At 42.7% G+C, this 23,772-nt stretch carries 26 protein-coding genes; 20 read left to right on the forward strand and 6 right to left on the reverse strand.

Features of this window, described 5'->3' with window-relative positions; all coding sequences use genetic code 11:
• The first annotated feature begins 1 nt into the window (after position 1).
• Together QT984_RS03660 and dnaB are read left to right on the forward strand one after the other, a co-directional pair.
• Positions 2-1,708: a hypothetical protein gene (locus tag QT984_RS03660; protein WP_333033767.1), complete on the forward strand. Its 1,707-nt coding sequence runs from the start codon at positions 2-4 to the stop codon at positions 1,706-1,708.
• A gap of 116 nt (positions 1,709-1,824) precedes the next feature.
• A complete protein-coding gene (gene dnaB, locus QT984_RS03665) occupies positions 1,825-3,180 on the forward strand; it encodes a replicative DNA helicase (RefSeq protein ID WP_333373180.1) in 1,356 nt (451 codons plus the stop codon).
• Between the two features lie 35 nt (positions 3,181-3,215).
• Here dnaB and QT984_RS03670 read toward each other — a convergent pair whose 3' ends face one another.
• Together QT984_RS03670 and QT984_RS03675 are read right to left on the reverse strand one after the other, a co-directional pair.
• Positions 3,216-3,761: a site-specific integrase gene (locus tag QT984_RS03670; RefSeq protein ID WP_333085761.1), complete on the reverse strand. Its 546-nt coding sequence runs from the start codon at positions 3,759-3,761 to the stop codon at positions 3,216-3,218.
• A gap of 74 nt (positions 3,762-3,835) precedes the next feature.
• Positions 3,836-4,018: a hypothetical protein gene (locus tag QT984_RS03675; RefSeq protein ID WP_333151806.1), complete on the reverse strand. Its 183-nt coding sequence runs from the start codon at positions 4,016-4,018 to the stop codon at positions 3,836-3,838.
• 424 nt (positions 4,019-4,442) lie between these two features.
• Between QT984_RS03675 and QT984_RS03680 the strand changes: the two genes are divergently transcribed.
• Together QT984_RS03680 and QT984_RS03685 are read left to right on the forward strand one after the other, a co-directional pair.
• Positions 4,443-4,793 (forward strand): hypothetical protein, encoded by a 351-nt coding sequence (locus QT984_RS03680; protein ID WP_333151808.1) that lies wholly within the window; start codon positions 4,443-4,445, stop codon positions 4,791-4,793.
• A gap of 10 nt (positions 4,794-4,803) precedes the next feature.
• Entirely contained in the window at positions 4,804-5,079 is a 276-nt protein-coding gene (locus QT984_RS03685) for a helix-turn-helix domain-containing protein (RefSeq protein ID WP_333373184.1), read from the forward strand.
• 624 nt (positions 5,080-5,703) lie between these two features.
• On the opposite strand, the gene QT984_RS03690 is transcribed toward QT984_RS03685, so the two are convergent.
• Positions 5,704-6,015 (reverse strand): hypothetical protein, encoded by a 312-nt coding sequence (locus QT984_RS03690; protein ID WP_332946638.1) that lies wholly within the window; start codon positions 6,013-6,015, stop codon positions 5,704-5,706.
• 243 nt (positions 6,016-6,258) lie between these two features.
• Between QT984_RS03690 and QT984_RS03695 the strand changes: the two genes are divergently transcribed.
• The 4 genes from QT984_RS03695 to QT984_RS03710 all read left to right on the forward strand — a co-directional run bounded on the left by QT984_RS03695 (position 6,259) and on the right by QT984_RS03710 (position 8,250).
• The gene (locus QT984_RS03695; protein WP_172186659.1) at positions 6,259-6,729 is read left to right on the forward strand and encodes a hypothetical protein; all 471 of its coding nucleotides are present in this window, start codon (positions 6,259-6,261) and stop codon (positions 6,727-6,729) included.
• Positions 6,730-6,739: 10 nt separating this feature from the next.
• Complete coding sequence (locus QT984_RS03700; RefSeq protein ID WP_172186658.1) at positions 6,740-7,204, forward strand: hypothetical protein; 465 nt, start codon at positions 6,740-6,742, stop codon at positions 7,202-7,204.
• Positions 7,204-7,995 (forward strand): hypothetical protein, encoded by a 792-nt coding sequence (locus tag QT984_RS03705; RefSeq protein WP_332946641.1) that lies wholly within the window; start codon positions 7,204-7,206, stop codon positions 7,993-7,995. The genes QT984_RS03700 and QT984_RS03705 overlap by 1 nt, the downstream gene beginning before the upstream one ends.
• A gap of 81 nt (positions 7,996-8,076) precedes the next feature.
• Positions 8,077-8,250, forward strand: coding sequence for a hypothetical protein (locus QT984_RS03710; RefSeq protein WP_333373188.1), 174 nt, complete (start codon positions 8,077-8,079; stop codon positions 8,248-8,250).
• Here the strand turns inward: QT984_RS03710 and QT984_RS03715 are convergent.
• Positions 8,237-9,349 carry an IS630 family transposase gene (locus tag QT984_RS03715; RefSeq protein WP_333373191.1) on the reverse strand — a complete coding sequence of 371 codons (1,113 nt, stop codon included), beginning with the start codon at positions 9,347-9,349 and terminating at the stop codon, positions 8,237-8,239. The genes QT984_RS03710 and QT984_RS03715 overlap by 14 nt on opposite strands.
• 49 nt (positions 9,350-9,398) lie before the next feature.
• Between QT984_RS03715 and QT984_RS03720 the strand changes: the two genes are divergently transcribed.
• The 4 genes from QT984_RS03720 to QT984_RS03735 all read left to right on the forward strand — a co-directional run bounded on the left by QT984_RS03720 (position 9,399) and on the right by QT984_RS03735 (position 11,917).
• Positions 9,399-9,623 carry a DUF3768 domain-containing protein gene (locus QT984_RS03720; RefSeq protein WP_333373194.1) on the forward strand — a complete coding sequence of 75 codons (225 nt, stop codon included), beginning with the start codon at positions 9,399-9,401 and terminating at the stop codon, positions 9,621-9,623.
• Between the two features lie 66 nt (positions 9,624-9,689).
• Positions 9,690-10,397: a prokaryotic E2 ligase family D protein gene (locus QT984_RS03725; RefSeq protein WP_216670293.1), complete on the forward strand. Its 708-nt coding sequence runs from the start codon at positions 9,690-9,692 to the stop codon at positions 10,395-10,397.
• A 61-nt stretch (positions 10,398-10,458) separates the two neighbouring features.
• The gene (locus QT984_RS03730; RefSeq protein WP_333151815.1) at positions 10,459-11,097 is read left to right on the forward strand and encodes a hypothetical protein; all 639 of its coding nucleotides are present in this window, start codon (positions 10,459-10,461) and stop codon (positions 11,095-11,097) included.
• Complete coding sequence (locus QT984_RS03735; protein WP_333151816.1) at positions 11,063-11,917, forward strand: PRTRC system ThiF family protein; 855 nt, start codon at positions 11,063-11,065, stop codon at positions 11,915-11,917. Before QT984_RS03730 ends, QT984_RS03735 begins: the two co-directional genes overlap by 35 nt.
• 192 nt (positions 11,918-12,109) lie before the next feature.
• Here the strand turns inward: QT984_RS03735 and QT984_RS03740 are convergent, their stop codons facing one another.
• Together QT984_RS03740 and QT984_RS03745 are read right to left on the reverse strand one after the other, a co-directional pair.
• On the reverse strand, positions 12,110-12,256 hold the full coding sequence (locus tag QT984_RS03740; RefSeq protein WP_333339930.1) for a hypothetical protein: 147 nt from the start codon (positions 12,254-12,256) through the stop codon (positions 12,110-12,112).
• A gap of 23 nt (positions 12,257-12,279) precedes the next feature.
• Entirely contained in the window at positions 12,280-12,873 is a 594-nt protein-coding gene (locus QT984_RS03745) for a hypothetical protein (protein ID WP_333121257.1), read from the reverse strand.
• A 206-nt stretch (positions 12,874-13,079) separates the two neighbouring features.
• Here QT984_RS03745 and QT984_RS03750 point away from each other — a divergent pair, with 206 nt between their 5' ends.
• From QT984_RS03750 to QT984_RS03785, 8 genes are all read left to right on the forward strand, one after another.
• A complete protein-coding gene (locus QT984_RS03750; protein ID WP_333151819.1) occupies positions 13,080-14,315 on the forward strand; it encodes a hypothetical protein in 1,236 nt (411 codons plus the stop codon).
• A gap of 201 nt (positions 14,316-14,516) precedes the next feature.
• Positions 14,517-14,897, forward strand: a complete 381-nt coding sequence (locus tag QT984_RS03755; RefSeq protein ID WP_172186651.1) for a hypothetical protein — start codon at positions 14,517-14,519, stop codon at positions 14,895-14,897.
• 173 nt (positions 14,898-15,070) lie between these two features.
• Positions 15,071-16,498 (forward strand): AAA family ATPase, encoded by a 1,428-nt coding sequence (locus QT984_RS03760; RefSeq protein WP_333151822.1) that lies wholly within the window; start codon positions 15,071-15,073, stop codon positions 16,496-16,498.
• 405 nt (positions 16,499-16,903) lie between these two features.
• Positions 16,904-18,409: a DNA polymerase III subunit beta gene (dnaN, locus tag QT984_RS03765; RefSeq protein ID WP_333373201.1), complete on the forward strand. Its 1,506-nt coding sequence runs from the start codon at positions 16,904-16,906 to the stop codon at positions 18,407-18,409.
• Between the two features lie 364 nt (positions 18,410-18,773).
• Positions 18,774-20,189 (forward strand): DNA polymerase III subunit gamma/tau, encoded by a 1,416-nt coding sequence (gene dnaX / locus QT984_RS03770; RefSeq protein ID WP_333373204.1) that lies wholly within the window; start codon positions 18,774-18,776, stop codon positions 20,187-20,189.
• Positions 20,186-21,142: a DNA polymerase III subunit delta gene (gene holA, locus QT984_RS03775; RefSeq protein ID WP_333151828.1), complete on the forward strand. Its 957-nt coding sequence runs from the start codon at positions 20,186-20,188 to the stop codon at positions 21,140-21,142. The genes dnaX and holA overlap by 4 nt, the downstream gene beginning before the upstream one ends.
• 340 nt (positions 21,143-21,482) lie before the next feature.
• Positions 21,483-21,911, forward strand: coding sequence for a hypothetical protein (locus tag QT984_RS03780; protein WP_333151831.1), 429 nt, complete (start codon positions 21,483-21,485; stop codon positions 21,909-21,911).
• A gap of 294 nt (positions 21,912-22,205) precedes the next feature.
• On the forward strand, positions 22,206-23,772 hold a 1,567-nt coding region (locus tag QT984_RS03785; protein WP_333151833.1), incomplete at its 3' end, for an NACHT domain-containing protein.

Genomic DNA, 23,772 nt, shown 5'->3' on the forward strand with positions numbered 1-23,772 from the left:
AATGGTTGCAGATACAACTACCTGGCACAAACCACCACTCACCAGATATGCCTCAATTTACGAAGCCCTGGCCGACGTACTCGAAGGCGCTACCCCCAGCGCCATCAAACTCGCCCTCTACCTGTACAGAACCTGCATCGGCGGCAAACCAGAGGAAATCGACATCTATGACATCCCCTTGGGCGAAAAACGAGCCACAAGAGTCCGCAATGGCAAGCCCTACAGCCCCAACACCAGGCGGACAGCCCTCAGACAGCTCGAAAAACTCGGTTTGGTCAAAATCCTGAAAAACTACGGACGCGGCATTTTTCGCATAGCAGTGCAGCACCTGGGCGACGTTCGCCCCTTCACTCATACCCACTCAAAATTCCAAAAACTGAGCAACTCATCAAAAAATCAACGTCAACAGTCAAAAATTGAGCAAATAGAGGGTTCAAACCCTGATGGCGCCGTACTCTTTACAGAGGATAAGAAAGGACAGCAAAGCACTGAAAATGTTGCTGCTGTTTTTTTAAGTTTTTTTGAAGAAAGAGAAAATTTAGCCAAGACAAATGTAAAACCAAAAAATGTAGAACCAAAACCTGCTACTCAAATCCAGACCAAAGACAGTCAGTCAAATAAAAATTCACAACAAAGACTAAAAATTCTAACTGAGGATAAATATTCCGCCCCAACCGCTGAATATCTGAATACTAATTCAGATAAAATTCAAGCGATCGATGATGCGACAATACCTTGCAGTTCAGAACAAACAGGTTTAACCTCTGAACCCCCGCAAAAACTACCCACAAAACTCGACAGCCTCGACCATCAAAGAATCTCTGGCGCCGAACCAACAATAACCAACAAAGCTGTCCGGTTAAATCTCGAAACATCTTCGTTCGTTAATCCTCAAGTCGCTAAAATTGTCGAAACAGTTGTAATTGCCAATTCCAAAGCAACTGAAATTGCCGAAGTGGTTGCAATTGCCAATTATGAAGCGATTGCAATTGCCAACCCTGATGTAACTGAAATTGCCGAAGCGGTTGCGATTGCTAACTCCGAAGCAACTGAAATTGTCAAAGTGGTTGCAATTGCCAATTCCGAAGCGGTTGCAATTTCCAATCCTGATGTAACTGAAATTATCGAAGCGGTTGCAATTGTCAATTCCGAAACGACTAAAATTGCCGAAGTAGTTGCGATTGCTAACTCTGAAGCGGTTGCAATTACAAACCCCGATGCGACTCAGATTGTCGAGATAGTTATGCAAGCCACAGGAGGGATGAATCCCGAATTGAGAGTTTGCGTCCTCCAGTACAACTTAGAAGAAATTCAAGCAGCCATAAACCTGCTGCAAATCAGAAGCCAAACAAAGCAAATATCTAACCCTTCAGGATGGATTGTTGACTGTTTGCGCGGTCGTTGGTGGGGAAAAACTAATGGTTTTCCAAACTCGAACCCAACAAATGTTGTTTCGTCTCCAGCTTCAGCAGGCTCTTCTCCAACTCCAAAAAATTCTCCTTCTGCACAGACAACAAGAATAACTGAGGATTATATTGACCCTCAGTATATGCCATTAACAACTCACCGAAAGTTATCCGAACAGTTCCAAGAACTAGGCGAAGAAGCTTTCGCAGCGCTAGGTATTCAGCAGCAAATTTACTTGCAGTGGATACAGCGATTTCCTCAGCAAGCAAAACAAATTGTGAACAAATTGTCTACTACTTAGCTATTTAGCTTAGCTGTGAAAACAGTTATCGTCCAACCCATTTAGACAGCTTTTCATCTTTTAGACAACTTTTCGCACAGTTGAATTAGCAACAAGATCAAAGGAGAATACCAGACATGGCAGTCAGTTTAGTTGACAAAATTATTCCGAGCAATATTGATGCAGAGGAAGCAATTTTAGGCGGAATTCTGATCGATCCAATAGCCATTAAAAGAATCGCAAATATTCTGCGTCCCGAAGCATTGGCAATTACAGTCCACCAACATATTTATCGGGCCGCTTTGGTGCTGCATTCTCTAGACCAGCCCACAGATTTGATGAACATCACCACCTTCCTCGACGACCACAACCTGCTGGAAGTAGTAGGAGGTCAAATCAAACTGGTAATGCTGGTAGACCGAACTGTTTCAGCCGTCAATATCGACCAGTATGCCTTGCTAGTCATGGACAAGTTTGTCCGGCGCGAACTCATCAAAGTTGGCAATGACATCGTGCAGCTTGGCTACGAGACTTCCACCGAATTGGATGCGATACTAAATAAAGCCGAGGAAAAGATTTTTGCCCTCAATAAGTACAGAGAAGAGCGACAAAAAGCTATTCGACCTCTCTCCGAATACTGCGGAGAGCTTTGGCGATATCTAGATGAAATTGAGGAAGAGCGCTTGGAGACTGCTAACTACTTTCCTGGAATCAGCACAGGGTTTTACGACCTCGACGACCTCTTGGGAGGGGGATTTTACCGAGGTGAATTGATTGTCATAGGAGGTCGCCCCGGCAGCGGCAAAACAGCTTTGGCTTGTGCCCTTGGCTACAACATTGCTTCCCTTTCCACGAACGGTCGAGTTTTGATGTTTTCGATGGAAATGCCAGGTCGGGACTTGGCAGCACGACTAATGGCACTTGAGAGTGGGGTGTCGGTGAAAGATATCAGGAAAGTTAACCTAGCTGGTAAGTACGAAGTCCTAGCTTCGGCTTTAGGGAAAGTTAGCGATGCTGATTTTTGGATAGACGAAAGTTTGGAACCGTCTCCCTTGGAGATTCGTTCCAGAGTTAGGGAGTTTGTTTGTGAGCGCGGCCCATTGGGTTTGGTAATTATTGATTACTTGCAATTGATGGTGAATTCGGCGGATGAAAATGTTGTCAATAAAATTAGCGAAATTACGCGGCAGATGAAGATTTTGGCTCGCGAGGTTGACGCGCCGGTTGTGCTGCTTTCTCAGCTCAATCGGGGGGTAGAGACTCGCACGAACAAGCGTCCAAGTTTATCGGATTTGCGTGGCTCTGGTGGAATTGAACAGGATGCGGATGTTGTGCTTGGAGTTTACAGGGACGATTATTACAATCCTGATTCTCCCGATCGGGGAATCGCTGAAATTATTGGATTGAAAGGGCGCAATAGCGGAACGGGAACGGTTAAGTTGCTGTTTGAGGCTGAATGCTGTCGGTTTCGGAATATCTATAAACTCCGGTAATATTGAAGGACAGGAAAATATTGAGCTCTGTCGCCTTACTTCAAAAGTCCAATCGCCTTGACAAGCTGTTCCGGCTGTACCTCCAAATAGCGCTGGAGACTCGACAAATTTTTGTGTCCCGAAATCTCCATAATCACCCGCAGCGGCACCCCCGCATTGCTCAAATTAGTCAGCGCCGTCCGCCGCATCGAATGTGTTGAAGCCCCCTTAATTCTTACCCGCTTGCAAGCTTCTTTAAAAATCACATCCGATGCGGCGCGAGTCAAAGGCTTCGTATTGTCTCGCCCCGGAAACAAAAAACCTACATCTGGATTGTAAGCCTTTAAATACTTAGCCAGCATAGGATGGAGCGGCAGCGTTCGCGTTGCTGATTTCCCCTTTGTCGTCGCTTTCCGCAACGTGACTGACCCCCCAACAATGTCGTGAGTTGTTAAAGCTAACGCCTCTGAAATGCGGCAGGCGCAGTAAAAAGTTACAGCAAACAAAAGCCTGTCCCTTGCTGTAATAAAACCCCGGTCAAACAGTCGGTCAATTTCTGCGGGCGTCAAAATCTTAGCGCGCCCATTCCCTTGAACCTTCACGGCGCAGCCCTCTTAGCGTAAATTCCTTCATTATTGGACGAAAGGGGGTTTACGTCAAGTAGGCTAACTGGCTTCTATTCTTTGATGGCTAACCAAATCCGGCTCAATCGCTTTCTGGGCAATCGGAGGCGCTTATTGCAACTCACTTCCCGCTTATTGCTATTCAACTGACTCGAATTCTCGGAAAAGTTGATAATCGGTAAGGTGGCGATCGCGTCTATGAGGTCTCTGAAAGTAACAGGTTTTTGGGCGTTCATAACACCGCGCTACCAATAAAATTATTATTCACTAATCTAATTATACTATTGTTTGATTCTACCTGCAACCTTTTTTGCGGCCAGTTAGAGCCTGAAGAACAAGTCATCAATATTCTCCAATAACCCTTCTACTTCCCGGTGTGGTTCGATTTGGAGACGTTTGTCCATCATCGCACCTCGCTGACGAAAGCAACTACACCTTTACTATACAAGTCGGCTGCAACCGGACTTGACATCAACGCGATTGGGGGGTATCTCAAAAAACTGATAGCCTAGCCCGAGTTGGGCTTTGAGAATAGTTCGTCAAATATAGATTCCAATTGATTGATTTAAGGAAATATCGCGCTGCAATTTCTTTATCAAGAAATTGGCATAAAAACCTATCAAAACAAATCTGTTGCAGTCGATGCACAGTTAAGAACTCATGTCAATCTCAAAAGGAAAGCGAGATTTGATTTCGACCCTGCCACTAAAACAGTTGAAGGATATGCCGCCTGCAATTGAATTTCCTGTAAACTTTGCCAAAATTCATCTCCCGCGCTTTAAGTGCGGCGAGATGGTGCGCTGGACGGGTGTTAGCGAAGAAGCTGACAGAGGAATGGTTATCGGCAAATTTTACAATTACGAACAGTGTCAATGCTGTTGGATGTGGTGCTACATAATTTGCCTTACTCCTGATTCCAAAAGTGCAACGTGGTGTCAGTTTGATACTGCCTGGGAGGAAGATTTGGAGAAGTTTGAGGATGATAAAAAAGCAGCAGAATCTGACCGATAGAGAACGCAATTTGATTGCAGTTTACAGTCAATGCCAATTCGGAATGACACCGAGGCAGTTTTATGCAAAGTGGGGAGTGAGTTATGAGGAAATTGCTTTTATTTGTTCTCGTTCTGATTCTACAGTGCGGGGTTGGTTTAGAAAGGGGAAAAATCGCAGATTTCCTACTGCTGTCGATTTGCGTCATTTGGCTTTAATGGATTTTCTGCTGGAACACTTTGAGGAAATTCCAGAGACATTGGTGGCTTTCCTGTGTCCGCCTTGCGAAGAGAATAGCCTGGATTAATAGTGGCGGGTATAACGGAAAGACTGTTCAGGGCAACGACTGTATACGTTGTCGCAATCATATACTGCTGACTTGTTCCAACAGTTTTGGTGGCTGCTATACATACACCAAGCTTTTTCAGCATCAAAAGATAATTTGAGCTTGTCTTAGCACAAACCTCATCAAATATCAATGTCACCGTGACCTGTCTTTGACAAGATTATTCAATTACTGTCTTGGCAAGCAATGAAACAAGAGCACAATCTGTTACTTTTACTGCTGAGGTACTAAAATGACCTACTCTGAAAAATTGCACCCGTGGTGTATCATTAGCCTGCTTCCTAATTGTCAGCGTGTTATTGTGGCACGATTTCGTAAGAGAAACGATGCAGATGATCATCTACGGGTTTTGCAGCGATTAGTGAAAACGCGCACATTTGTGATTATTTTTGACATGCAACCAAAGCCTACTGTGCCTAAAGAATAACGGCGAATGCAGCGAAGGTTTGAAATCGAATTAATCGAGATACCTGCGTTAGTTGAATAAACCGACTTTCCAGCGATTTCTCCCAGCGACAGAACCTACTGATAGCTGGGAGAATTTTTTATATATTTTACTGATTCTCTACTAACTACAACTTTTTATCATAGTATTGATTGACGCTCTAGAGCGATCGCATTTGTACGGATAGTTACAATTGCATAAGTAAATATGCTCTGATTGATAGCTGTGCAATCGTAGATGTGGCTAATAGTAATATAGCTTGCGAGCGCAATAGATATTCCTTCTCTATCAATACTTCGGAATTTTGAAGAGTTTTTTTGGGAGATGGCTCTGGCGCAAGGTTCGTAGGTGGCTAATGTTGCGCTGAGTTTTTGGATTTCTTGCCATAGCTCTACTATCAAGGCTTCTTTTGCCTCGTTCAATAGTTGCTTTAAGCCGGGTAGTTTTTCCATTCCTTTATCTAATGTCTATCTCGTCTTCTTGTCAAGGGGGTTGAGCAATTACAATCAAAGAATCAATAGAGACAAGTGCGACCGCATCTTGTCGGACAGATAATTAATGGGAATTAATTAAGAAATTTCTTGGGAAACACGCTTACCGTTAAAACTTTACAAAAAATAGATCGTTAAAAGCAAGGCCGCGATCGCGGCAATTTTTGAGAATAAGCTGCACTTGCTTGTACTGCGAATCCAGCCATGACCCAAATAGAACCAAATTCCGAACCAACTGGAGAGGATATTCCACTTTCAGCTACTCAAAAAGTGGGTGAAACCATCAACAAAACTGAGAACACTTCACAGAGTCCTGACTTACTTGATGAAGGAGAATCAGAACCTTATGAATTCAATTTTTGTACAATCAAAATCCACATTGTTATGCGACCAGACGATGGGCATCCAGAAGGGCGAATCGTAGAAATTACAGCAACGAGCCATGACGACTTACCACTATTAGTACAAGTTAGAGAAAACTCGATTGGAGCTTGGCCAAACCATTTACAAGAATTGCTCCAGCGGTTAGCCTCTAACCTACCTAACCGAAAAGTGAGCGCTCAAATTCGTTCTTCTGTTGGTCAACCCCGGAAAAAAGCCAAACCAAATCTTCAAAATCCTGCTAACCACCCCGTCAACAAAGGTGAAGCTGGAGTACAAATCCCCCTGTTTTAAAGAGGTAACAATGAGTCTAATAGAATATGAAGGCAGGCAAATCGAACTGCCCAACGAAATTACTGCAAATGATGAAAAATTGCTAGAAGTCCTACTTCCTTACTTCCCTGAATTAAGCTCCGCTACAATTGAACGAAAAACAGGTCAACCCATTAAAATCATCAAACAAGCCAAGACAAAGGGTGTAGAAGAAGATTGGAAAAAAGAACTATGCGTACTGCTCACTCCCCATTCCCCACTCCCCTCACTTGTCTCCGCACCGGAAGAACCGAATCAAGCTGTCCAACTCACTTGGGCTCTGCAATGCGACTCTATCAGCGGTTGTGTTACTCCGCTAACCTTGGCAAGTCGGGCTCAAGAACTCTCTGACGCGATCGCTCTGGGTGAGCAAGAACTACAGCGATTTAGAGACACTCTCAAAAAACTCCAACTTGCGCCAGCTATTGCTTGTCTCCAAATTCCTCTTAATTTTTAATGCCTGCAACTATTTTGTCTGTGTCGCAAGCCATTGCCGCTTTGCGACACTCCTACCCAGTAACTAAGCCACTTGAAGCGATTGAATTTCTCAGACAAACGCTCAATAGCGCTCAACTTCTCAATCTTTACCAGCACTTTTTTTCAACTGAATTTGCTACCAGTACCAGTTCTATTTACTCGGATACTCCTGATAATCATAGCCCCCGCGAATTAGAATTCTTCCGTCTTCTTGACGAAACAGAACTTATCCCGATCAGCCCCTGGCAATTAGAAATAGCACAAGAAGAACGCCTCGACCAACTCCTGATTGAGTCTTGGGGGTTGGATTGGTTGAGCTATGAAGATATTGATTCCTTAGCTCCTGAATGGCAAATCCTGCTTTCTCTAAGTTCTGAAGGACTAAATTGGCTAACTGAAAATGAGATGAAAGATTGGTATGAACAAGAATTTGAAGTTTCATTTTCTCAGATTCTACCACCAGATAGGATCAATCATCAGCAATTCCAACAGTTTTGCTCTCTGGCTGAATTTCCCGTAAAAGGGATGCCAATTGTACTGAGTTTCCTCAATTACTCAACGGGTAATATTTGGCTTGACGGCTGCGCTCAACACGAGTATCAATTTGGAGAATGGACAGTCGAAAACTTGATATTTTTATCAGAACAATGGCAAAGTGCTAAAGAATTAATAACCCAGGCTCAACAGGTCATTGACTGGCTTGCTACTGACCGCCATCGACATTTTCAGCAAATTCTTGAACTCTGGAACAAAAGCACCTTGTCAATTTGAATTACCCCTGAATCCGAATAATTACGAGTGAACCAGCAACCGCTAGTGCGGTTGTAGTTGTTGGAAATTGAGGCCTTAATTATGACTGAAACTCTAACAACAGCCGAAAGAATTGCACGTCTTAATGACCAATTACGTCAAGGAGATACCAAAATTGGTGAAATTCGGATTACTCAAGCTGTAAAAGCTCTTCTTCCCGAACAGCAACAAAAGTTACTGCAATTACTAAGCTGTCAAACATCTAAACTGCATTAACTAAGTTACCTTTATTTTTTACTTTTCGGTTCCATTTTATAATTAATTCTCCTTCATTTAATAATTTATTTAACAGTGATTCTAGTTTTTCAATGGATTCAAATAATCTATTAGCAACATATTCCTTAGCCGAATGCCATACCAATTCAACTAAGTTGTAGTCCGGGCTATACTTGGGCAGAAACTCTATGATTAGATTAGGCATCTCTGCTGCTATTTTCTGCAAAATCTCTGCTTTTTTATGAAAACTAGCATTGTCCAAAATAATGACAAACTTACAGCCTTTATCTTGAAAATCTTCCGCTAAATTCCCTTGCAATATCCACTCTTCTCTTAAATCTCCATAAAAATTTTTCAGCACTGCATAAAAATTAGCAGAATTTCCAGATGGAATAAAATCTACCCATCTTTTCTTGTCTGAATACCTCACTCCACCCATGACATTAATACGACCCTTTCTTCGGTCTCCTTTTTTCTTTCTTCGAGTCCCTTTTTTACACCAGTTTTTCCTTCTAATTACTCTTAAACTAAATCCACTCTCATCCCAAAACCATACCTGTAGAAGAGCTGGAGATTCTTTGGCTATTCTTAGATACTCAGCTAATTTATCTTTAAATAAACTCCTCTGTACGGTATCTTGCTTAGACTCTAAGCTATATTTAGCCCAGAGGTAAACATACTTTTTTGATTTTAAAATCCTCCTTACTTGGGTACTACTCAACTCGATTCCTGTCTTCTCTCCTAGATATATTGCCAGTCTGGCTGTCGTCCATCTCCCGAATTCATAGCCACATTGTTCCGGCTCTAGTTCAATTGTCTCTAAAAGTAAATTAATGTATTCTTCTGTAGCTTTTCGGTAGTTACCCTTCATTCTCTCATCTTTAAAACTATCTAAATTATCAGGGTCGCCCTGAATGCTCCAGTAAGCGACTTTTCTTAGAGAACATCCAATTAATTCAGCAGTTTGAGCTTGTGTATTTCCGTTATTTAGTAACAAAAAAATTAAAGCTCTTTGCCGAATGTCTGGATGTTCATGCTCTTTTAATGCTTGTTGCAGAGTTTCCTTTGTCTCGGAACTGAGGAAGTTTTTAGTAGGCATTGACTTTTTATAAATATCCTCATATTATACTATACAATATGCGTTTTAGATGCTGAACAGCTTAAGAGATTTTAACACCTTTGAAGCTGGCAACAACCCCTACGGAGAACGAGATTTTCTTAGCATTCAACTTGACAGTAAAAGCTATTTTTTCAAAATTGATTATTTTGACAGGAAAGCATGGCTGGAAAATCAGGAAGTTAGTTCACAATGTCCAGAAGACCCCGACAAAACTTGGAGAGTTGCTACCCTAATGCAGTCGAACGAATATTAATTTTCAAGCATGAGCTAACCTTACCTATCGGGTTAGCTCCATAACCTCTATCGATTTCAAGTTATTATGCAACATTTGTCAGGAGAAGTCTTTCGTGAAATTCTGCAAACAGCTCCCCGACAGCTAGCAGAAATTGATGCTGAATTACTGTTCATCAAAGAACAATATCTGTTCCATTATCGAGAAGGAACAAAGGAACACTACAAACTACTCTCCTCTGTCAGTTTGAGAACTGCATTTTCTCACGAGCCGATTGATACGGATTGGATGCCCCCAGGAGTCATAAGGTGGGGAACTAACTCTCAAGGAAATTGGGTAGTAAAATTCATATCTCCTGCCCAATATAACCTCCAATTTGATGAGAGTAAACCCATTACTATTCCACTAACTGCCTTGGTATTTGTAGGACAAAACACTCAATATTGGGTATTTGCAACTGATTTTGCTACTTTCAACCCAGAGTCGAAAGCTTACCACACTCCTTTACCAAACATCCATCCAAACGGTTTAATTTGCTGGGGTAAAAATACTCCACCTGTTGCTTCAACTCAAACCATTGATATTGCTTGGCAGAGCTTCATAACCACTCCTTTCAATGCTGACTTATCAAGCCAAAAAAGCCGAAAGTTTCCCCAAGATGTCAGAGAACATCTGAAAAGTTTAGCCTTGAGAAAAAGGCGTACCTATCCTGTTAAAGATTTAGTTGAAGTGAGGTACAGTCCTTCAATTGACTCTTTAGTGCAACACCTCCTATTGATTGCTAACCCTACCTAAATCAAAACTTCTATGTAGGGACTGCACTCAATATTTATTGTTCAACACAAAGTTTAAGTTAATGCTAAAACTTTTTAACCACATTCATGCCTCTATTCCCTTGCCTCCCATTGCTACTGGGGTATTCTGCGAATACGTTACAGCCTCTAACGGCGTGTTTGTGCGTTCAGTTCGCCCCGGACTAGAGGCCATGATTCCTGTTGCAAATTCAACGCCCAATACTATCAAAGGGTTGCCACCTATAGAACCATACTTGCACCTTGAGACTCGTTTAGTACCATCAGAACTGCTACTTTCTATATTGACAAAAGCTGTATTCACCAAAGATAGCAGTGGCAATCTCACAGAGATTTTATTTCACCTATCCCTTGACAGTAGTAATCAATGGCAACTGACAATTCCAGTCCAATTGACTACACGAACGAGCTGCCAGCCTTTTGACAATTCATCCTACTCAACTGCTTTAATTGAGTGCCACTCTCACGCAGAATTGCCTGCTTTCTTTAGCAGCACAGATGATGCTGATGAGCGGGGTTTTCGCCTCTATGCAGTCTTGGGTAAAGTTAATACCTTGACTCCTGAGATTTTAGTGAGAATCGGAATTTTCGGACACTATAGCTTAATTAAAGCTAATTCTGTATTTGAAGATCCACATTTTATCACTGATGCTTACCAAAACTCCCTTAAACCTCGACTTTGAGTACGCAAATTCCACACCTCTCCTTCTCAAAGATTACTCTCACCTTCACTTATGGCTCGTTGGCTGTGGCGGCACTGGCTCTTATGTAGCTGAAAGTTTAGCACGATTAGCTTACGTTTTCAAACAAGTTGGGAAAAATGTCAATATTACCTTTGTAGATCCCGATATTGTGGAAGGGAAAAATTTGGGGAGGCAGAGATTTTGTCAATCTGAACTTGGACTGAATAAAGCCACTACTCTTGCCTTGCGTTACAATCTTACCTGGGGGCTAGAAATTAGTGCAATTCCTGACTATTTTGACCCCAAATTGGTAAAATCATACTGGAATGATTTGGTAATTATCATTGGCTGCGTTGACAATAGTGCTGCTCGCCGTTCCTTGGGCAAAACGCTAGAGAATAACCGCCACGCTGAGATTCCTAGAATCTGGTATCTTGATGCTGGCAATAACTTTGATAGCGGTCAAATTCTACTGGGCAGCCATAATAGCCTTGAAGAGCTAACTCCGCACCTGGATAAGTTCAAGAAAACAGGCATTATGGGAGCGCTTCCCTCTCCTGTTTTACAATGCCCCAATTTGATAGAATTGCGACCTGAAGAATTGGGAAATACCCATTTATCTTGTGCTGAGTTGGCTAATCTTAACGCTCAGAGTCTCACAATTAATCAAACAATTGCCTCAATCGTTACTGACTATCTATTCCGCCTCAGTTTGACAAAGGACTTGCGTAATTTTGCCACTTTCCTTAACCTTAAATCTGGTTCTATGCGCTCAGAATTTATCAGTTGTTCATCTCTCATAAAGTTTAGTTGTACTTGATACAAATCCTGGTTAGCTACACCTAACGGGATAACAACCCCGTCAAAAGCTTGATAAAATCAAGGACATAGCCCTCATACCCATCTGAAAAATCTGAGAGAGTAGAGGGGAGGGTAAAGGTTGAACAATACACCTTTACCCTCCCCTTCCCCTTCCCTTTATTTTGCTAACTTTATTAAGATTTTTTTTGGTTTAATACTGTGTTGAGTTGTAGCGTTTCGTGTAGGCATCGTCGGCAAAGGATTGAATCAGCTCAATCTGACTAGGATTGACTGTAATTTCCCAGACCTTGACTCGCTCAGGCACTGTCCAAGTTGCTTTCTTTTCATAGAGCCTCACGATACGCGGGAAACTCAGGTGCTTCAGCCCTGAGAGTAGTCAATACTAGGAGAGTTACCATTTTGAGTAATTGATGCAAGGCTTTTTTCGGAAATTTCAGAGTGTTCTGTATCTTGTATTGCAGTGAGATCGCTACTGCTGCCATTCTCTAAAATTCCTGTATTTGTTAAGTATTCTTCTAAGATGGGAATTAGAGAGCGATACCACTTTATTTGAGAACCACTCCATTTGTTTGTTGTTGAAGTAGCCAGCAAGGAAATACCATGAGCTGAGCCGGCTTGTGTCAGTATCCAAATTCGCTTGGCTTCATTACGCTCTTGATACCCCAATGAAACTAGAGCTTTGTTGACTAAATCTGGCTTGATTTTGCACTCTAAGTTATCTGTGAGTATTGCTGCTAGTTCCGTTACTGTCATCCCAACTTCTGTCAAAGGGGAAGCTGCACCAATCAGTTGTTTTGCCGTCTCTGCTACCCCTTTGAGTTCTGGGTACATAGAGGCCAGCGAGTTGAATTTAAACTGGGCGATCGCGGACGCACTCAGTCCGGTATCTTGTAGCCAAGCTACCAAGTGGTCTATCGTCTCTATGGCGGCAGCAATTTTTTCAGAAGTGGGCATCTTTGCTCGCTTAGTTTTCCATATCGTGATCTTGACAGCATGGCGATATATCTAGCGGGACTTAAACAAATTTAAAGCCTAAATAAAGCCTAAATTTGCTTTATATGCACCAAAGATGCTAGCGAAAACTAGAAAGTTTTAGGCTTCTGTTCGAGAAGATACCCCCTAACGGGAGAAGTTGAAAAAAAATTAACTTCTCAAAGGTTATGGACTCTAACACCGCTTTAATCGGTCTCTCAAATATTTGCTCTAAATCTGACAACACTCCCCCCAGTGAAGTTAAAGAAGTGGTAGCGGTAATTTTCCCTTTTCTCACTCCGCATCCTTCCGATCAACTTCCCTTTAAAGTAGGCGATATCATCAAAACTGGTAAGCATTACGGTACTGTCACTTCTCTAAATCAAACCGATCGACCTGTAAGAATTACCTGGGATGCTAGTAACAGCGAAGACAGCTTTTCTTGGAATTATACACTTGATGAAATTCGTGTCCTCAAAATCTCCCTTGTGCCTCAGTTTATTCCTCAAAAAACTACTGGAGAACTTCCAGCTTGCACAACCATCGTACTTGCTAATTCGCAACAGGTACAATTCAGTAACACAACTATTTTCCAAGTAGAATCGCTGACTGAACACCACATTTTCATCTCGACTCTCGACCAATCTTATCTCTTTCCCATTAACTTGTTTCCAGGCTTCCCGACAAGTTGTACCATAGATATTCCTGCACCTCAGCAGTTAAAAGTCGCTCGCAGTTTGTCTGTTGCTGACCTCAAAATCCGAGCTAAGACGTATTTAGCTCTCGAAATACCCGACAACTTCTTAGAATTCGCTATGCCAATTCAAAAACAGCAATTCAAAGAAAAACTGGCTCGACAATTGAGCGAAGAAAATTACGAACTTCTCGACTTTAACATAGCTTGGGAAGAAACCTGGAAGCAGCACCTAGAAAACCTAGCCAAGAAACAAGGATTATACGGATTTAAAGAGGGAGATTACATTTTAAAATGCCGAGAAGGAGTTCAACAAAGGGGGACAGTCCAACGCTTGAACGTTGAAAATCTACGTCCATTCCAAATCGAGTGGAACAGCGGAGAAATCCAAAATTACAGTTTGACCGAACTCAAAGGTTTGGGTATAGCTCGTATCGAATCTATTGTTAAATTATCCCCCAATGTGGCTTATCAGATTAGCGAAGACGGCTCCTACTTTAGAGCTTGGATTGGGTTCCGTACTAAAGCGTTAGCTAAGGCTTGGCTAATACCTGTCAAAAAGCTAGTCGGCTACCTTAGCAACTTAATTGATTGCCAAGTTCCAGATATTCAACATACAGGCTCTAAATACGAATACGCTGTAGAATCTCCCCGGCATAAAACTTTAAGTAAGCGCTTAGAAACTCTCCGAAAAGTTGCTGAATTTGATTTAGAAAAGATGCCAAGATGATGGAACAAATGGGAAATCAAATATAATTGGCTAGTTTATGACAGTGTAAATGCGATAAACAACTCTGTTACTAATCCAAAATATAAATTGCCTAATGGCATAAAATGTTGATTTTTTCTAGTCGTAAATATCAACTCAAGGAACAATCTTTGAGTTTGAGTGCTATTCAATTCACCCTTGACCCTACAATTCCAGGATCGCATGAACAAAACAGTAATGATTTCCGGTAGTCGTTCCATTAATGAATTGCCTTTAGGAGCAATCGCATCTCTCAATCGCATCATTGAACTAGGATTTGAAGTTATAGTCGGTGATGCTTCTGGTATTGATAGCTTAGTTCAGCAGTATTTGCAGTCTAAGAATTACCAGAAAGTCTTGGTTTACTATGCCTTATTTAGCGGCAATGGCAAACCTAGGAATACTTTTGGTTATCCCACCATTGGCATTCCCGGAAACTATAGCGCTCGCGACATCCAAATGTGTTCGCATTGTGATTACGGACTAGCCATCTGGGACGGACAAAGCAAAGGAACAGTAGCTAATATCAAGCGAGTTAAGAAGACCAAAGTTGTTATTGTTTAAAAACCAACAACCACTGTTCATATTATTAATCAACAAATAAATCAGCGATCGCCCTCTAGTGTACCAGAGCGCTATCGCCTTTTTTTTGTTGATTTAACCTGCTTCGTGAAACAGTCTTGCACTCAAGCTAACGCTTATTAGGGAGGCGATAGAGTTATTATCTAGCACTAATAATGATTCAAACCTTACTAGAACGACCGCAGGAATTTAAACAAATTCCCTTCACTCTCAAACCACAACAGCAGCAAACACTCGACAAATTGAGAACATTTGCAAGCAGCACTGAGTCATTCTTTTTGCTCTGCGGTTATGCAGGCACAGGAAAAAGCACACTTATTTTTCTTCTAATCAAAGAACTCTTGGCTCAAAGCAAGCGCATTGTCCTCACTGCACCTACTAACAAAGCCGTCGGTATTCTCAGAAAAATGGCAGCCTCTCAAGGTATTTTCGGAGTAGACTTTCTGACAATACACCAACTTTTAGGCTTAGGCATAGTTCGCAAAGAACAAGAGAAAGTCTTAGAACAGACAAGCTGTTGTTACCTCCACCTCTACGATATCATTTTTCTTGACGAATGTTCGATGGTTGGAACTCAATTATGGTCTTGGATTGAGCGTAGATTTGAACGTACCCTGTTCAACCACCGCAAATTAATTCTCATGGGCGACCCAGCTCAGCTTAACCCCGTCGGAGAAAAACGCTCGCCTGTCTTCAGCATTACCAATAAAACTATGCTAACCGAAGTTGTCAGGCAAGCTGGAGAAAGTCCCGTCCTCGACTTCATCACCGAATGCCGTTCTTGTGTCAAGAATAAAACCGATATGTTCTTGCCACATTCTACCTACACTCAAGGGAACAAATCTAACGGTGCATTCAAAGTTAAGCCAGAAACACTCCTGCAATACGCCCTCAAAACCATCAAGCGCGAATTCACTTCCAACCCTGACTGCTTTCGGATTCTGTGCTGGACAAACAAGCAAGTCAACTATTACAATCAGGCCCTCCGAGAACAAGTTTACGGTCAAACAGCCCCCAGATTCATACCGGGAGAAAGGCTGATTACTAAGAAACCAATCATGGCCCCTGATGGTAAGACCGTTATTTTGCCCACTTCAACTGAATTTACCATTAAAGAAGTTGAAACGAGCCAACACTACGGCTATCGAGTATGGCTTTTAAAGATTGTGACCGATGACGGTTTATTTCGGCAAATCTTTGTGCTGCATGAATCCGAAAATAAACGCTACCAGGCTGAACTTAAGGAAAAACTCAAGAGTGCCAAGCGCAGCGGATTTTTATGGCGCAAGTATTATTGGTTTAAGGACGACATATTTGCCGAAATTGACAATTGCTTTGCCCTGACTATTCACAATTCTCAAGGCAGCACTTTTGATGAAGTGGGTTTGGACATTAATGACATTTTGACTCGGCTATTGGTGGGAAAAGAAATGAGCAGCAAACAGAAACTTAAAGAATACCACCGCCTCTTGTATGTCGGAACGAGTCGCTGCCGCCAACGGATACTATTTGTTCCTCCAATTTCATCCCGAGTTCAACTTGCATTAGGATACTTAACTAAATCTGGTTCAAGTAACTTTTGATGATAGGCAGTAGAAAGTAGGGAGAAAATAGCAATAAATCGGTTTGTGAAAAAGGCGACATCTCACTTAGAATAATATATCAGTAGGGCGAAGCATGACCTCCGTAAATATAAGACGTTCACCAATAACTTATATGCCGGAATGCTTCGCTCTCTTTTTTTCGACAAGATGCACTCCCAAAAACTGCTACTTAGATTACGATTTTATTAATCAACAAGCTCAAATTTATCATCCTAAAATAAAGGTTGATTATTACCTTTAATTGTTAAAAAATAATTACAATAATCCACCTGCTCTCAACCATATTGGTTCCACTCTTTCCACACTTCGACTCTCTTTTTTCAGCCACCGCTCGCGAGTGCTGCTACCGCAGCGGCAAATCGAACTTCTGACACACAACTAATTATGGCAAAATCTAGACTTACAGAAACACCCCCTCAGCAAAAAGTAGTACAGAGAGCAACCAAGAAAAAACGATCTCCTGAAACAGCGACTAATTCCGCTAAGGCTGAAAAATCTGTTACAAAAATCACAAAAGGTTCTTCAACTTCTGAACCGGAAACAGCACTTTCAGAACAAGTAGAACCCTCTGAAAAATCCACAGAATATACACCAGTTTCAGCCACAGATGCTTCTGATTTAGGAGCTAAATCAAACGATGAGACATTGCCGGAGCCTTCTCCTTCCCCTTCCCCTTCAATCGTTGAATTTGCCTGTGATGCCAGAGAATTAAATGATTACATCCAAACTCTCAAAAGCAGCATTTATAGCAATAACAACCATGTCATTTTATCCAATATTCTCATAGAAGCAGATGCCGCAACTAGACAATTGCATTTAACTGCTTATAACCTGGAATTTGGGATACAAGCGAGTTTTGAAGCTAATATCAATCAATCTGGAAAGCTCACTCTCCCTGCAACCATACTCGCAGACATTCTCGGAAAATTTCCGAAAAGTCGCGTTACCTTAAAGAGTTCTTGGGAAATTATCAAAGGAAGTGACGTTCCATCAGTCAGTGCCACTCTGACTGCATCAAGGAGCAAGCACGTCATTCGTGGGCTAACTGCGGACGAATTCCCTGCTATCAAGAGCCTTGAACAAAAACTTGTGACCATTCCTGCTAGCGTGTTAATTGCTGTCCTCAAAGCCAGCTTATTTGCTGTAAGTTCTGAAGAAACCAAACGTATCTTAACTGGAGCTAACTTTCAACTAAGCCACGACGCAGAAAGGGGACTTTCTCAATTGAGAGTTTGGACAACAGACGGACATCGGATAGCAATGGTTGTAGGATTCAGTGAAAGCAGTGATTCCGATATTTTGAACACTCGAAACGTGCAATTTACAGTACCCACTAAGGTACTCCGGGTATTAGAGCGGACTTTGAATCCCACTGACAGAGTAGCTATTTACTATGAGACTGAGCCTGACAATAGCAATAACTTTGTTGCTTTTGAGTGGAACAATTGGCGGCTGACAGCGCAGTTATTAGAAGGAAAATACCCGAAGTGCGACCAGATTATTGCTCCTTATCGGCATGAACTTAGCCATCAAATTGTGGTAGAGAAGCTCAGCTTTTTAAAAGCCTTAGAGCGGTTAGCTTCTCACAGCGATAAGTCCCATGTTACAGCAATTTTTGAATTCGATTTAGATAGTCAACAAGTGCGAATTTCACTAAATAATACTCTCAGTTCTGGTACTGAGATAGTTGATGCCAAACTATTCGGTTGTGACTTTCGGATCAAGTGCGACATCCGCTATTTAATTGATACAGTTAAAGCTGTTTCTAGTTCGGATTTGCGGATGTTAATGGCAACTCCTACGGCTCCCATACTGATTGCACCGTTTGGAATACCAGCGTCGGGTACAGAGGCTTTAGAGTGCGAATACATTATCGCTCCGCAAGAATAAAAGGTGGGGAGCGGCATCTAAATTTGATGCCCTCTCCTGCCCCAATTCGGAGCCTATTACTGTATAAATTAGGATAATTTAAATTCCTATTTTAACATAAAAATTATCTACAAGTGTGTTCAATACTGTCGCACCAACAACTTATATTAATACTAATTATCAAGACTCATGCAATAGTAGCCGTAGGGTGTGTCGCCATTAAAAATTCCTAATTTAGACAAACAATCTCACAGAGCCGCACCTGACAAACAGAGCCCACAAACAAAGCTAACAATTCTGTAGCAAGATTTTTGAGAAATGGCATAACTTCAGGCATGCCTCCCCTATCGGGGAATAGTTACCAGAAGTATTCTAACGACTCAAAATGTACCAACCACTGCACCTCAAATACCGCCCCAAAAACCTACAAGAATTAGTGGGTCAAGACACCATCAAAACAACCTTGACCAATGCCATCACCTCCGACAAAATTGCTCAAGCTTACCTATTTACTGGCCCCAGAGGAACAGGCAAAACTTCAACCGCTCGCATTCTTGCTAAATCCCTCAATTGTTTGAATAGCAAAAAGCCAACCGCCACTCCTTGCGGAGAATGTTCAAGCTGCAAAACCATTGACTCCTGTTCAAGCTTAGACGTAACTGAAATCGATGCGGCCTCTCACAATGGCGTGGATGATGCCAGAGAATTAATACAACACAGCAACTTTGCGCCAGCGATGAGCCCTTACCGCATCTGGATTTTAGACGAGTGCCACCAACTCAGTACCAGCGCTCAAAATGCTCTCCTCAAATGCCTTGAAGAACCTCCGGCTCATGTGGTGTTTATTCTCTGTACGACTGAAGCACATAAAGTCCTGCCGACAATTATCTCCCGCTGCCAAACTTTTAACTTCCGAGCCTTGTCAGTTGATGCTATTATCGGACAATTGCACAAAATTAGCTCCACTGAATCTATTGAGATCGCAAGTGAGGCCATGCGGGCGATCGCTCGTACCTGTGACGGGGGGTTAAGAGATGCCCTACAATTACTTTCTCAGCTTTCACTGCTAAACTCAGAGATTACCCTAACTCAAGTTGCAGAAGTATCTGGCAGTATCAGCGAGCAAGAGTCGATCGCCCTTCTCAAAGCCATTCATTCTGGCGATACCTTAAGCGTACTGCAATCTTCGAGAACGCTCATTGACAGCGGCAAAACCCCTAAACTTATTCTCAGCAGCTTGCTAGCAGCAATGAGAGATTTGCTCATTGTCAAATCAACGGGCCACTGCCAGAATTTAATTGCAGGGCCAGTAGGCTACTCACAACTGCGCTCGCTCGCTCTTCATCTCGATTTTGAAACAATTGATGCGGCTTGTACACAATTGCAAAAATCAGAATTTCAATTGAGAACTAGCACTAATGCGGCTACCTGGTTAGAAGTTTGCCTGCTGAACTTGATGCTGTCAAGCAAACCTGTAGCCAAGGAAATGCGATTGCCGGCAACTTTCCCATCTAATCAGCCCGACAAATTTGATAAAACCCCTCAAAAAATAGAGGCAGATTCTCCTGACTTTGAGACAACTTGGGCGCAAGTAGTAGCAGCAGCGAAACCAGGCAATCGTAGCCTCTTAAACCGCGCTCAAATTGCCGAACTTTCTGCTGATTCATGTGTGTTAGTAGTAGAAAGAAAATACGCCAACAAGTTTCAGAGTCACCTTGAATCCGTGCAGCGGATTGTTACTAAAGCTTTAGGCCGCTCTGTTACTGTCACTGTCAAACAACAGGAGGAGTTAGCAGCATGATTAGCATCCTAATTGGGAATGATACCTACGCAATTGAACGAGAAGTTGAAAAGTTTAAGACTCAAACTCATCCTCTCTGGCGAGATTTCAACATCCACCGCTTCGATGCTTCTTCCCTGGATGCAGCCCTCTCTGCTGCTGCTTCAGTTCCTTTCGGCGGTGGAAACAAACTTATTGTCGTTGAAAATTGCGATTTCAAGCAATTTGGAGAAATGGGGCTAGAATTGCTGCAAATTTTGCCCCAATTACCTGTTACAACGCACTTAGTCTTCACTGCTGCTGTTATCGACAAACGGCTCAAGGTAGTCAAGCATTTGTTGCAGTTTGGTAACCTCAAGGAGTTTACTCTCATTCCTCCTTGGCGTACCGATTTGATTGAAAGTGCGATCGCTGCTACTGCTAAACAGATGAATCTCTCAATTGCCCGAGATGCTGGCAGTTATCTAGCGGTAGCGATTGGCAACGATTCTGCTAGAAGAGTCAGTGAACTAGAGAAATTAGCCATTTATGCAGCAGGCGCTCGCATTACGAAAGAAGCTGCTAAAATCCTCGTTCCAGCTACCACAGCCAACTGTTTTCAACTTGCCGAAGCTCTTTTAAAAGGTCAAGCAGTGGCGGCAATTAAGGTGCTTGATGAATTGCTATCTCGGGCAGAGTTTCCTTTAGCAATTATTGCCACTCTCCAAACTCAGTTTAAAACTTGGCTGTGGGTAAAAGCTACTATCAATTCCGACCAACAACGTTCTGATAGCGAAATTGCTAGTATGTGCGGAATTAGTAACCCGAAACGGCTGTATTTCCTTAAGCAGGAGGTTAAGGAAGTATCTGCGAACTCCTTAAGTCGATCGCTCTCCATTTTGTTTGATTTAGAAATTGCTCTCAAAACAGGAGATAAGCCTGACTCGATGTTGCCTGCTTTGCTCAGCATCACTCAACTCACTCACCTTAAATAACAGGAAAGCGCTGCCGAGTTAATTCGGCAGTCTTTCATTGACCGCTTCGATCGGTATTTTAGCGAGAATTAATCACGCGCTAACCACCAAATTAATGCTCCAACAGCGACTACTGGTGCTGCAATGCAATGGCGGGTGCGATCGCAACTGACATTACTATTCCTGTTAGGCGATCGCAATTAAAGCAAATATGCCCAAGAGTATTCCTAAGAAAAACTAAAGGACAGGCGATTCAAAATTTGGGGAAGACCAGCGATGAGACACAGAGCCGATGACTTGACGATTTTTTATATGTTATATTACAATCAGAAATAGTTTTCTTTATCTATATTTTAAGATTATGGAACCTTTATTGGCAGCCGCGTTAGCGTTAGGAACAGTCATGGGAACGAAAGCCTTAGAGAAAACAGGTGAAAAAATCGGTGAGATGTGTGTTGAAAAAACGCAACAATTTTTAACAAATCTTAACCAAGAAAGTCCCACTACAGTAACGGCAATTGAACATACACCCGATCGGCCTTTAAATTATAGTCAAGTCATTCCCGATATTCAAGCCGCAGCCGAAAAACGACCCGAATTATGGACACAAATTCAAGAGTTAGCGGAATTAGGGCAACAGGAACCTAAAATCAATCCCTATATTCAAAAAATTGAGACTCATCTCAGAGCTAACCCTTCTATTGTTAATAATAGTAAACTAGCTGATGAGATCAAACAGGTATTGCAAGGAAATACCTTTAATAACAGCACCTTAACCATTAATAATTGACTGAACTCGCCCGATGGGAACCGGGCAAAGTCGATTCCCAATATTGACTGGCACGAAGTCTGTCAAGAAGCTTTAGCAAAGCAACGACGACTAACAACAAATCCCCTCACCACTGGCAACGGGGTAGAGTTTGCTTTTGATGATATTTATATACCTCTGGGATTAGTTGAACGGGTAAAGAAGGAAAAACGCTCTGGGGAAGTTTCGCCAGAGGAAGGTTCCCAATTTTATCAGCCAGAAAAGGAGTATGAAGAAGTCACCCGCACCTATAAAAATGATGAGTTTTTCGCGCAAGTGCTGAAACAGGGGCAAAGTCCGAAAAGTCAAGGGCGCAGGTTAGCGGTGACGGGAGAGCCGGGGGCAGGAAAAACGACGCTGTTACAGAAAATTGCCCAATGGGTAGCGACAGAAACAGAGCAGGATGTGGCAATTTGGGTGTCTTTGGCAGATTTGCAGGGGCGAAGTGTTGAGGAGTATCTGTTGCAAAAGTGGCTTAAGGATGCTCTGGGTGCGGTGCGGGTAACGCCGGAAATGGAAGACGCGCTGGCGTTGTTGTTTAACAGTGGGCGAGTGTGGCTTTTGCTGGATGGAGTGGATGAAATGGCGGCGGGTGGCAACCCCCTGGCGACTGTTGCGGCTCAGATTACCGGATGGGTTGCCCAAGGGCGAGCGGTGCTGACTTGTCGCCAGAATGTTTGGGATGCGGGGAAAAATACCCTGGAAGGGTTTGATGTTTATCGCAATCTCGATTTTGACTACCCGGAGGGGGTGGGGCAATTTATTCAACGCTGGTTTGCGCGTCAAGGAGAGTTAGGGGAGCGGTTGCTGGCAGAATTAGCCCAAGCTGGAAAAGAGCGGATTCGGGATACGGTGCGAAATCCCCTGCGGTTGGCGCTGTTGTGTCGCGCTTGGCAAATTCGGCAGGGGGGTTTGCCGGAAACGAAGGCGGGGCTTTATGAGCAGTTTGCCGAGGCGCTGTATGTGTGGAAGCAGGAGGCTTTTCCCACGAAATCCAAGCAGCGACGGGAGTTGAATGCAGGGTTGGGAAGGTTGGCGCTGCGGGGGATGGAGCAATCTGAGTCTCGGTTTCGGTTAAGGGAAGGTTTGTTAACGGAGGTTTTGGGGGAAACTGATGAGCCTTTGTGTCGGTTGGCGTTGCAGTTGGGTTGGTTGAATTTGGTGGGGGTGGCGGTAGAAAATCCCGATGAGCGGGTTTATGCGTTTTATCATCCGACGTTTCAGGAGTATTTTGCAGCGTTGGCGGTGGATGATTGGGGTTATTTTTTGCATCATGGGCCAGATAATCCGAGTTTAGGTACTTATCGGATTTTTGAGAAGCAGTGGAAAGAGGTGATTTTGCTGTGGTTTGGGCGGGAGAATGTGCAGAAGGAGAAGAAAGAGGCGTTTATTGAAAAGTTGATTAATTTTGATGATGGTTGTGGCAGTTGGAATTATCGGAAAAGGTGGGGTTATCAGAAAGTGGATAGAGGTTTTTATGAGTATCGTGCTTATTTTTTCGGGGGGCTAATAATTCCTGAGTTTAAGGAGAGTCGTTTTGCTGATCTAATTGTTAGTCAAATTGTTAAATGGAGTTGCGTTCCTTTTATTGCAGCAATTAGACAAGGGGCAGAGGCAGTATTAGCAGAAACCGATAGGGAAAGAACGATCTCTCGTTTAATCCCACTGCTCGATAAAACTTATGATGAATATACCCGTAGGAGTGTTGCCAATATTTTAGGTGAAATAGCAGTGGGAAATGAGGAGGTAATCAACCGTTTAATCCAACTGCTCGATAAAACTTATGATGAATATACCCGTAGGAGTGTTGCCAATATTTTAGGTGAAATAGCAGTGGGAAATG

This window comes from Microcoleus sp. Z1_B2, from assembly GCF_036700325.1.
Lineage (GTDB): Bacteria > Cyanobacteriota > Cyanobacteriia > Cyanobacteriales > Microcoleaceae > Microcoleus.

What these genes read in the sequence shown, in the direction of transcription:
- QT984_RS03715 (WP_333373191.1), bottom strand. Translation starts at nt 9,349, where the DNA reads ATGCCTACTAAAAACTTCCTCAGTTCCGAGACAAAGGAAACTCTGCAA.
- QT984_RS03730 (WP_333151815.1), top strand. Translation starts at nt 10,459, where the DNA reads ATGCTAAAACTTTTTAACCACATTCATGCCTCTATTCCCTTGCCTCCC.
- QT984_RS03735 (WP_333151816.1), top strand. Translation starts at nt 11,063, where the DNA reads ATGCTTACCAAAACTCCCTTAAACCTCGACTTTGAGTACGCAAATTCC.
- QT984_RS03680 (WP_333151808.1), top strand. Translation starts at nt 4,443, where the DNA reads ATGTCAATCTCAAAAGGAAAGCGAGATTTGATTTCGACCCTGCCACTA.
- QT984_RS03755 (WP_172186651.1), top strand. Translation starts at nt 14,517, where the DNA reads ATGAACAAAACAGTAATGATTTCCGGTAGTCGTTCCATTAATGAATTG.
- QT984_RS03725 (WP_216670293.1), top strand. Translation starts at nt 9,690, where the DNA reads ATGCAACATTTGTCAGGAGAAGTCTTTCGTGAAATTCTGCAAACAGCT.
- dnaB (WP_333373180.1), top strand. Translation starts at nt 1,825, where the DNA reads ATGGCAGTCAGTTTAGTTGACAAAATTATTCCGAGCAATATTGATGCA.
- QT984_RS03675 (WP_333151806.1), bottom strand. Translation starts at nt 4,018, where the DNA reads ATGAACGCCCAAAAACCTGTTACTTTCAGAGACCTCATAGACGCGATC.
- QT984_RS03700 (WP_172186658.1), top strand. Translation starts at nt 6,740, where the DNA reads ATGAGTCTAATAGAATATGAAGGCAGGCAAATCGAACTGCCCAACGAA.
- QT984_RS03760 (WP_333151822.1), top strand. Translation starts at nt 15,071, where the DNA reads ATGATTCAAACCTTACTAGAACGACCGCAGGAATTTAAACAAATTCCC.
- QT984_RS03745 (WP_333121257.1), bottom strand. Translation starts at nt 12,873, where the DNA reads ATGCCCACTTCTGAAAAAATTGCTGCCGCCATAGAGACGATAGACCAC.
- holA (WP_333151828.1), top strand. Translation starts at nt 20,186, where the DNA reads ATGATTAGCATCCTAATTGGGAATGATACCTACGCAATTGAACGAGAA.
- QT984_RS03660 (WP_333033767.1), top strand. Translation starts at nt 2, where the DNA reads ATGGTTGCAGATACAACTACCTGGCACAAACCACCACTCACCAGATAT.
- dnaN (WP_333373201.1), top strand. Translation starts at nt 16,904, where the DNA reads ATGGCAAAATCTAGACTTACAGAAACACCCCCTCAGCAAAAAGTAGTA.
- dnaX (WP_333373204.1), top strand. Translation starts at nt 18,774, where the DNA reads ATGTACCAACCACTGCACCTCAAATACCGCCCCAAAAACCTACAAGAA.
- QT984_RS03750 (WP_333151819.1), top strand. Translation starts at nt 13,080, where the DNA reads ATGGACTCTAACACCGCTTTAATCGGTCTCTCAAATATTTGCTCTAAA.
- QT984_RS03705 (WP_332946641.1), top strand. Translation starts at nt 7,204, where the DNA reads ATGCCTGCAACTATTTTGTCTGTGTCGCAAGCCATTGCCGCTTTGCGA.
- QT984_RS03710 (WP_333373188.1), top strand. Translation starts at nt 8,077, where the DNA reads ATGACTGAAACTCTAACAACAGCCGAAAGAATTGCACGTCTTAATGAC.
- QT984_RS03690 (WP_332946638.1), bottom strand. Translation starts at nt 6,015, where the DNA reads ATGGAAAAACTACCCGGCTTAAAGCAACTATTGAACGAGGCAAAAGAA.
- QT984_RS03695 (WP_172186659.1), top strand. Translation starts at nt 6,259, where the DNA reads ATGACCCAAATAGAACCAAATTCCGAACCAACTGGAGAGGATATTCCA.
- QT984_RS03780 (WP_333151831.1), top strand. Translation starts at nt 21,483, where the DNA reads ATGGAACCTTTATTGGCAGCCGCGTTAGCGTTAGGAACAGTCATGGGA.
- QT984_RS03720 (WP_333373194.1), top strand. Translation starts at nt 9,399, where the DNA reads ATGCTGAACAGCTTAAGAGATTTTAACACCTTTGAAGCTGGCAACAAC.